This is a genomic window from Streptomyces sp. TRM64462 (assembly GCF_013362995.1).
In the GTDB taxonomy this organism is placed as follows: Bacteria; Actinomycetota; Actinomycetes; order Streptomycetales; family Streptomycetaceae; genus Streptomyces.
On sequence record NZ_JABWDV010000250.1, the window covers coordinates 1 to 7,948 of the forward strand.

Genomic DNA, 7,948 nt, shown 5'->3' on the forward strand with positions numbered 1-7,948 from the left:
GGTGCCCGTGCCGGCGCCTCCGGTCGCCACGCCGGGCGGGACGGGGCGAGCCGCCGTCGGCCGCGCGGTGGCCGCGCCGGGTCCTGCGCCAGGTCCCGCGCCCGTGACCGGCTCGGCCCCGGACTCCGAGCCCGCCGCTTCCGCTGCGGCCGCCGCGTGCGCCTCGCGCAGGACGGCCAGTTCGCGTTCGGTGGCCGTGCGGGTCTCTTCGGCGCGGGTGTGGGCCTCGTACGCGGCGTCCTCCGTCGCGCGGTCGACGTGCCCGTCGGTGGGGCGGGCCGGGTCCGGGTGGTCGGAGGAGCCGCACACGGCGCAGGGGTCGCCGTCGGTGAGGCCCGCCGCGAGTTCGGCCGCGATGCCGCGCAGGCGGCGTTCGCGCAGGTCCAGCCAGGTCTCGTGGGCGCGGTTGGCGGCTTCGCGCGCGGCCGTGAGCCGGGCCTCGGCGGCCTGGGCCTGCTGGGCGAGTGCGTCACGGCGGCGGGCGGCGGCAAGCCGTCGGCGGGCCGGCGTGAGCCGGCCGAGCAGGTGCTCGGCGCGGGTCGCGGCCTCCTGTGCGGTGTCGACGCGCTCCTGGAGGCCGCGGCGGGTGGCGTCCCAGCCGGCCAGCCAGGCGTCGGCCTCGTGGAGGATGTCGTCGTCGGCGCGGGCCTGCCGTTCGAGGTCGGCGCGCTCGCGGGCGATCTCGGTGACGCGCCGCTCGGTGCGGCGTGCGGCGTCCAGACCGGCGAGTTCCTGGCGCAGGGTGTGGCCGACGGCGGCGAGCCGTTCGGTGCCGGCGTCCGCGAGACCCGCCGGCAGCGCGGCCCGGGCGCGCGCGTGGGCGGTGTCGGCGGCGAGGTGCTCGCGCTCGGCCTGTTCGCGCAGGGCGAGCGGCCCGGCGACGCGCTCGGCCCGGCGGGCCTGCTCCAGGCGGGCCTCCCAGGTGTCGCGCTCGCCGCGGCGGGCGTCGAGTTCAGCGGCACGGCGGCGGGCCTGCTCGTACCGCTGCCGGCGCGCGGCCCGGTCACGCTCGCGGTCGAGGGCCTGCCGGGCGGCGTCCTGCCTGGCTTCGGCGGCGTCGAGGGCGAGCGCGGCGACGTCGTACGCCTCGCGGGCGCCGGAGCGTGCCACGGCGGCCCAGGTGAGGACGGCCTCCGCGAGACCTGGTTCGCCGGGCGCGACGTCGGGGTCGGGCCAGCCGTCGGCCGCGGTGCCCGCGGCCTGCGCCATGCGGTGGGCGAGGGCGAGGAGGCGCTGGTCGCCGTCCCGTACCTGCTGCTCGGCGACGCGCCTCCGCTCGGCGAGGCGTTCCTCGACGGCGGCGAACCGGCGTGTGTCGAAGAGCCGCCCGAGGAGCTTGCCGCGGGCTTCGGCGTCGGCCCGCAGGAACCGGGAGAAGTCGCCCTGCGGTAGCAGTACGACCTGGCAGAACTGGTCGCGGCTCATGCCGAGGAGCTGGGTGATCTCCTCGCCGATCTCCTGGTGGGAACGGCTGAGCCCCTGCCAGGTGCCGGTGTCCGTGTCGTACTCGCGGAGCCAGGACTGGGCCTTCTCGGTGGTGAAGCCGTCGCCGCGCTTCTTGGGGCGGGGCTGCGCGGGCCGCCGGGTGATCTCCAGTCGCCGCCCGGCGACGGTCAGGTCGAGGACGACCTCGGTGGGCGTGCCCACGGGCGCGTGGTCGGAGCGCAGCGGGGCGCCGGGGGTCTGGCGGGCGCCGGGCACGGAGCCGTACAGGGCGAAGCAGACGGCGTCGAGCACGGATGTCTTGCCCGCGCCGGTGGGGCCGTGCAGCAGGAAAAGGCCGGCGGCGGAGAGCGTGTCGAAGTCGATGTCCTGGGTGGTGCCGAAGGGGCCGAAGCCGGTGACGCGGAGCCGGTGCAGCCTCATCGGCTCACCTCGCGCTCCCGCGCGGCCAGGTCAGCGCGGACGTCGGCGAAGGCGCGGTGCAGCGCGGCGCGTTCCTGGGCGTCGGGCCCGGCGCCGCCCCGTACGTGGGTCACGAAGTCCTCGGCGATCTCGTGGTCGGTGCGGCCGCGCAGCCGGTGGGCGTAGGAGGCGGGGCCGGTGTCGTCGTCCGTGCGGTCGGGGTCGAAGACGAGGCTGAGGGTGTGCGGGAAGCGCCGGGTGAGCCGGGCCATGGGCTCGGTGGGGCGCACGGGGTCGGTGAGGGTGGCCTCGATCCAGGCGTCCGTGTGGCGGTCGAGCGCCGGGTCGTCGAGGAGGTCGTCGAGCCGGCCCCGGATGCGGGCGAGCGGGCGCGGTACGGGGCAGTCGACGCGTTCGGCTTCGATCCGGCCGTCGGGGCCCAGGTCGACGAGCCACATGGTCTTGCGGTGGCGCCATTCGGAGAAGGAGTAGGCGAGGGGCGAGCCGGAGTAGCGGACGCGTTCGGTGAGGGTCTGGCTGCCGTGGAGGTGGCCGAGGGCCACGTAGTCGACGCCGTCGAAGACGCCGGCGGGCACGGCCGCGACGCCGCCGACGGTGATGTCCCGTTCGCTGTCGCTGGGTTCGCCGCCGGAGACGAAGGCGTGGGCGAGCACGACGGAGCGGGTGCCGGGCGGGCGGCGCTCCAGGTCGGCGCGGACACGGTCCATCGCGGCGGCGAGCACGGCCTCGTGGGAGGCCTTGCGGGCGCCGAACCGCTCCCGTACGAGGGCCGGTTCGAGGTAGGGCAGGCCGTAGAAGGCGACGTCGCCGTGGGCGTCGGTGAGGACGACGGGGGTGCCGACGCCGTCGGGGTCCGTGCGCAGGTGGACTCCGGCGTGTTCCATGAGCCCGGCTCCGACGCCGAGGCGGCGGGCCGAGTCGTGGTTGCCGGAGATCATGACGGTGGGGACGCGGGCCTCGGCGAGCCGGTGCAGGGCGGTGTCGAAGAGCTCGACGGCGGTGAGCGGTGGCACGGCCCGGTCGTAGATGTCTCCTGCCACGACCACGGCGTCCACGGCGTGCTCGCGCACGGTGGCCACGAGGTGGTCGAGGAACGCCGCCTGGGCGTCGAGCAGGCCGACGCGGTGGAAGGACCGGCCCAGGTGCCAGTCCGACGTGTGCAGGAGTCTCATGATCGGTGAGCGTAGTGCGGGGGTCTGACAGCGCGCCGGGCTTCAGGCCTCTCCGTACGCCTCTCCGCCGAGTTCCAGCGTGGCCGTGCCGGCGGTGGCGTCGGCGAGCCAGCCGCGGAAGGCGTCGACGTCGGCATCGGGCAGGCCGACCTCGATGCGGACGGCCGCGTCGTACCGCACGTCCCGTACGGTGCGGCCGGTGGCGCGGAGGTCGTTCTGGAGCTTGCCGGCGCGCTGGTGGTCGACGGTGACGGTGGCGAGCCGGTAGCGGCGGCGCGTGACGGTGCCGAGGGCGTCGAGCGCCTCGCCGACGACACCGCCGTACGCGCGGATGAGCCCGCCGGCGCCGAGCTTGACTCCGCCGTAGTAGCGCGTGACGACGGCGGCGACGTAACGGATCTCGCGGCGCAGCAGCATCTGGAGCATGGGCACGCCGGCGGTGCCGCCGGGTTCGCCGTCGTCGGACGCCTTCTGTACGGCGGCGTCGGCGCCGATGACGTACGCGAAGCAGTTGTGCGTGGCGGTCGGGTGCTCCTTGCGGACGCGGGCGACGAAGTCCTGGGCCTCCTGCTCGGTCGCCGCGGGGGCGAGCGCGCAGAGGAAGCGCGACCGGTTGATCTCGGACTCGTGGACGCCCTCGCGGGCCACCGTCAGGTACTGCTCCTGCATCCCGCCACCCTAGTCGCTCGGCGTGGCGCCCTCCCCGGCGTCCCTCGCGCCCTCCCCGGCGTCCCTCGCCGCGTCGGCGGCGTCCTGCGCGTCGAGGCGGCGGTGGGCGTCGTCCCAGGTGATCGGCAGGTCGCCGGTGGTGGCCTCCCAGAAGGTGAAGGTGGAGGCGCGCATCGTCGGGCGGAGGTCCTTCATGATGCCGCGGTGCGGTTCGGTGCGGGCGTACGCGTAGAGGGCGTCGCGGTCCTGCCAGGCGGAGAGCGTGAAGAAGGTGCGCTTGAGGGGCCGCGCGACGAGGGACGCGCCGTAGGCGCCGGGTGCGCGGGTGACCTGACGCCAGGCGGCGAGGGACTTGAGGAAGAACCGGGGGACGTCCGCGAGCGACCGCACTTCGAAGCGCGATGCCATCACGTGGACGGGGGCGTTCGGCGGGGCGGGGTTGGGGGTGGTCCAAGGCAGGGTGGGCACGGTTTCCCCTCTCATCGGTTGCACGGCATGCGCGACACAGAGACTGAATGGAGAGCGACGCTATCCATAAGTAGATAGTGGCACTATCTATGCTGCTGGTAAAGCCCTTTAGACTTCGGTGACAACGGACCGCAGGCAGGAGGCCACACGTGTACGGCGACTACGGCGACCCGGAGACCATCCGCAGGATCCTCACCGAGTCCGGGGACACCTGGGCGGTGGTCGGACTGTCCACCAACCGGTCCCGCGCGGCCTACGGGGTCGCCGCGTTCCTTCAGCGCAACGGCAAGCGCGTCGTGCCGGTGCACCCGAAGGCGGAGATGGTCCACGGCGAGCAGGGGTACGCCACGCTGGCCGACATCCCGTTCCCGGTCGACGTCGTGGACGTGTTCGTGCACAGCGAGCTGGCCGGCGACATCGCGGACCAGGCCGTGGCGAAGGGCGCCAAGGCCGTCTGGTTCCAGCTCGGCGTCATCGACGAGGCCGCCTACGCGCGCACGCGCGCGGCGGGGCTCGACATGGTCATGGACCGCTGCCCGGCCATCGAGGCGCCCGCCCTGGGGATCTCCCTGAAGGGCAGCTGAGCGGCCGGGCGCGCTCACGCGCGCCCGTGCTCCTTCAGCGTGCGTCTGGCCACCGAGTCGGCGACCACGGCGGCGAGCAGCACCCCGCCGGTGATCATGAACTGGACGGCCGCCTGGATGCCGAGCAGGGCCATGCCCGAGGCGATCGACTGGATGACCAGCATGCCCAGCAGCGCCGACCAGGTCGTACCGCGCCCGCCGAAGAGGCTGGTGCCACCGATGACGGCGGCGGCGATGGCGTTCATGAGCAGCAGCCCCGACCCGGACGTCTGGCTCGCCGACGAGATCCGCGACGCCAGGAACAGGCCGCCCATCGCGGCCATCGTCCCGGACACCATGAACACCGAGACCCGCACCCGCACCACGTTGATCCCCGCGCGGCGCGCCGCCTCCGTACCGCCGCCCAGCGCGTACACGCTCCTCCCGTACGCCGTGCGCCGCAGCACCAGGTCCAGGCCCGCGACGACGACGAGGAACACCAGCAGGGCGAGCGGCAGCCCCTGGAACCGGTTCAGCACGTGCGCGGCGGCGAACGCCAGCAGCGCCAGCACACCCGTCCGCACCCCGATCTCGCCGAGCGGACGGGCCGGCAGCCCGGTGGCCAGACGCCGCCGCCGGTCCTGGTAGTAGACGAGGAAGCACAGGACCGCCCCGAACGCGGCGACCCCGTAGGCCGCGGCGACGTCGTGGAAGTAGTGGCCGGTCAGCTTGGCGACGAGGCCCTGGTCGTCGATGTTGATGCTGCCGCTGGTGCCCAGGACGAACAGCATCAGTCCGTTCCAGCCCAGGAGCCCCGCGAGCGTGACGACGAAGGCGGGCACGCCGAGCCGCGCGACGAAGAACCCGTGCACGGCGCCGACGGCCGCGCCGCCCAGCACCGCGAGGACGACGGCGAGCCACTCCGCCATCCCGTGGCGCACGTTGAGCACCGCGAACACGGCCGCCGCGAGCCCGCTGACCGAGCCAACCGACAGGTCGATCTCGCCGATCAGCAGCACGAAGACGATCCCGACGGCGATCAGCCCGGCACCGACGATGTCCACGCTGAGGTTGGACAGGTTGCGCGGCGACAGGAAGTTGCTGTTCAGGATCTGGAAGACCGCCCAGATCACGACGACGGCGAGGACGACAGGGAGGGCGCCGAGGTCGCCGCCGCTCAGCCGCTGCCGGACCGTGTCGGTCCAGTTCCGGAGGCCCTGGCGGGTCCCGGTGGCGGTCACCGCTCGTCCCTCCCCGCGGCGGGGGTGCGACGGTGCATGGCGGGGTGACTGGTGACGCCCGTGATGGAGGAGATGATCTGCTCCTGCGAGGTGGTGCCGACGTCGAACACGCCGTTGTTGCGGCCGAGGTGCAGGACGGCGACACGGTCCGCGACGGCCTTGACGTCGCCCATGTTGTGGCTGATGAGGAGCACTCCGAGACCGCGGTCACGGAGCATCTCGACGAGGTCGAGGAAGCGGCTGGTCTGCTGGACGCCGAGCGACGCGGTCGGCTCGTCGAGCAGCAGCAGCCTCGGCTGACCGATGAGGGAGCGTGACAGGGCGACGGTCTGCCGCTGCCCGCCGGACAGGGTGGCCACGCGGGCGCGCAGATCGGGGACGCGGATGGACAGCGACTGCAGCAGGTCGCGGGTGCGCCGCTCCATCTCGACCTCGTCGAGGAGGCCGGCCCTCCGGATCTCCCGGCCTAGGAACAGATTGCCGACGACATCGAGGTTGTCGCACAGTGCGAGGTCCTGGTAGACGGTCGCGATGCCCAGCGCGTGGGCGTCGTCGGGGCGTCTCACCCTGACGGGGCGGCCCTCCCACTCGATGACGCCCTCGTCGGCGGGGCCCACCCCGGCGATCACCTTGACGAGGGTCGACTTGCCGGCGCCGTTGTCGCCCATCAGGGCGACGATCTCGCCGGCCCGGATCTCCAGGTCCACGTCGGCGAGCGCCTGGACGGCGCCGAAGCGCTTGGAGACGCCGTGCAGGACCAGCAGGGGCGGGACCGGCACGGAAACCACCTCCTCTCGGCCCGATTACACGGTGAGTCCGGCCTTCGCGCACGCCGACGCGAACTTCGGGGTGCAGATCTGTCCGACGGTGTACATGCCGTCCTTGACGACGGTCTCCAGGACCGTGCCGGCGGTCACGGGGATGGGCGTGAGCAGGACGGCCGGTACGCCGTGGGCCGTGGAGCTGTTGACCTCGTCCTGGGCGATGGCGCCGAGCGGGTCGCCGCGGCCCAGCGCGACGGCCATCGCCGCGGCGGCGTCGGCCTGCGGTTTGAACGGCTTGTACACCGTCATGTACTGGTCGCCCGCGATGATGCGCTGCACGGCGGAGAGATCGGCGTCCTGTCCGGTGACGGGCGGCAGCGGCTCGATGAAGTTGGCCTTCAGCGACGAGATGACACCGGCGGCGAGACCGTCGTTGGCGGCGTAGACGCCGTCGATGGTGTCGGCGCCGAGCGCGGCGATCGCGCCCGACATGTTGGCGTGGGCGACCTCGGGGCGCCAGAGGTTCGTGTCGTACTCCTTGGCGATCGTCACCCTGCCCTCCAGTACGGAGCGCGCGCCCCGCTCGAACAGGGCGGCGTTGGGGTCGGCCCGGTCGCCGTTCATCATGACGATCCGTCCGCCGTCCGCCTTGTCGCCCATGGCCGTGAGCAGCGCCCTGCCCTGGAGCCTGCCGACCTCCTCTCCGTCGAAGGAGACATAGCCGGAGATGGGGCCTTCGGCGAGCCGGTCGTACGACACGACGGGGATGCCGGCACTGTCGGCCTTCCGGACGACGGAGGTGAGGGCCCGGGCGTCGATCGGGTCGAGGATCAGCACGTCGACCCTGCGGGTGATCATGGAGTCGACCTGCCGCTGCTGGGCGGCGACGCTTCCCTGCGCGTTGGCGTACTCCACGTCGCAGGCCGGGCACAGCTCCCCGATCCGCTTCTCGATCAGCGGACGGTCGAAGGTCTCCCAGCGGGCGGTGTGCGTGTCGGGGAGCAGCAGGCCGATGGTGGGATCGCTCTCCGTGCCGTCGGGGCTGGCGCGGCCGGCCAGATGGGCCTGCTCGGCCTCGCCGCAGGCGGCCAGCGCGACGGCGAGGGACACGGCGGCCGCGGTGGCGGCGACGGTACGGAACCGGGTGCGGCCGCTGTTCCGGCGGCGGCTCCTGCGGCGGCGTACGGGTACGGGCGGGGGCGGGG

The 7,948-nt window shown here is 73.8% G+C and carries 8 protein-coding genes; 1 reads left to right on the top strand and 7 read right to left on the bottom strand.

Going from position 1 to position 7,948, the window contains the following annotated elements; all coding sequences use genetic code 11:
- From HTZ82_RS11665 to HTZ82_RS11680, 4 genes are all read right to left on the bottom strand, one after another.
- The coding region (locus HTZ82_RS11665) for an AAA family ATPase (protein ID WP_175409273.1) at positions 1-1,866 on the bottom strand (1,866 nt) is incomplete at its 3' end.
- Complete coding sequence (locus HTZ82_RS11670) at positions 1,863-3,038, bottom strand: exonuclease SbcCD subunit D (RefSeq protein WP_175409274.1); 1,176 nt, start codon at positions 3,036-3,038, stop codon at positions 1,863-1,865. The genes HTZ82_RS11670 and HTZ82_RS11665, both read right to left, overlap by 4 nt.
- 42 nt (positions 3,039-3,080) lie before the next feature.
- Positions 3,081-3,707: a YigZ family protein gene (locus HTZ82_RS11675; protein WP_175409275.1), complete on the bottom strand. Its 627-nt coding sequence runs from the start codon at positions 3,705-3,707 to the stop codon at positions 3,081-3,083.
- Positions 3,708-3,716: 9 nt separating this feature from the next.
- Positions 3,717-4,175 (bottom strand): DUF3291 domain-containing protein, encoded by a 459-nt coding sequence (locus tag HTZ82_RS11680; protein WP_175409276.1) that lies wholly within the window; start codon positions 4,173-4,175, stop codon positions 3,717-3,719.
- Positions 4,176-4,324: 149 nt separating this feature from the next.
- Here HTZ82_RS11680 and HTZ82_RS11685 point away from each other — a divergent pair, with 149 nt between their 5' ends.
- Positions 4,325-4,759: a CoA-binding protein gene (locus tag HTZ82_RS11685; RefSeq protein WP_175409277.1), complete on the top strand. Its 435-nt coding sequence runs from the start codon at positions 4,325-4,327 to the stop codon at positions 4,757-4,759.
- Between the two features lie 14 nt (positions 4,760-4,773).
- On the opposite strand, the gene HTZ82_RS11690 is transcribed toward HTZ82_RS11685, so the two are convergent.
- The 3 genes from HTZ82_RS11690 to HTZ82_RS11700 are packed head-to-tail and all read right to left on the bottom strand — an operon-like array spanning position 4,774 to position 7,853.
- A complete protein-coding gene (locus tag HTZ82_RS11690) occupies positions 4,774-5,979 on the bottom strand; it encodes a sugar ABC transporter permease (protein WP_175409278.1) in 1,206 nt (401 codons plus the stop codon).
- Entirely contained in the window at positions 5,976-6,758 is a 783-nt protein-coding gene (locus HTZ82_RS11695; protein WP_175409279.1) for an ATP-binding cassette domain-containing protein, read from the bottom strand. The genes HTZ82_RS11690 and HTZ82_RS11695 overlap by 4 nt, the downstream gene beginning before the upstream one ends.
- A 24-nt stretch (positions 6,759-6,782) precedes the next feature.
- The gene (locus HTZ82_RS11700) at positions 6,783-7,853 is read right to left on the bottom strand and encodes a sugar ABC transporter substrate-binding protein (protein ID WP_175409280.1); all 1,071 of its coding nucleotides are present in this window, start codon (positions 7,851-7,853) and stop codon (positions 6,783-6,785) included.
- Between the last annotated feature and the right edge of the window lie 95 nt (positions 7,854-7,948).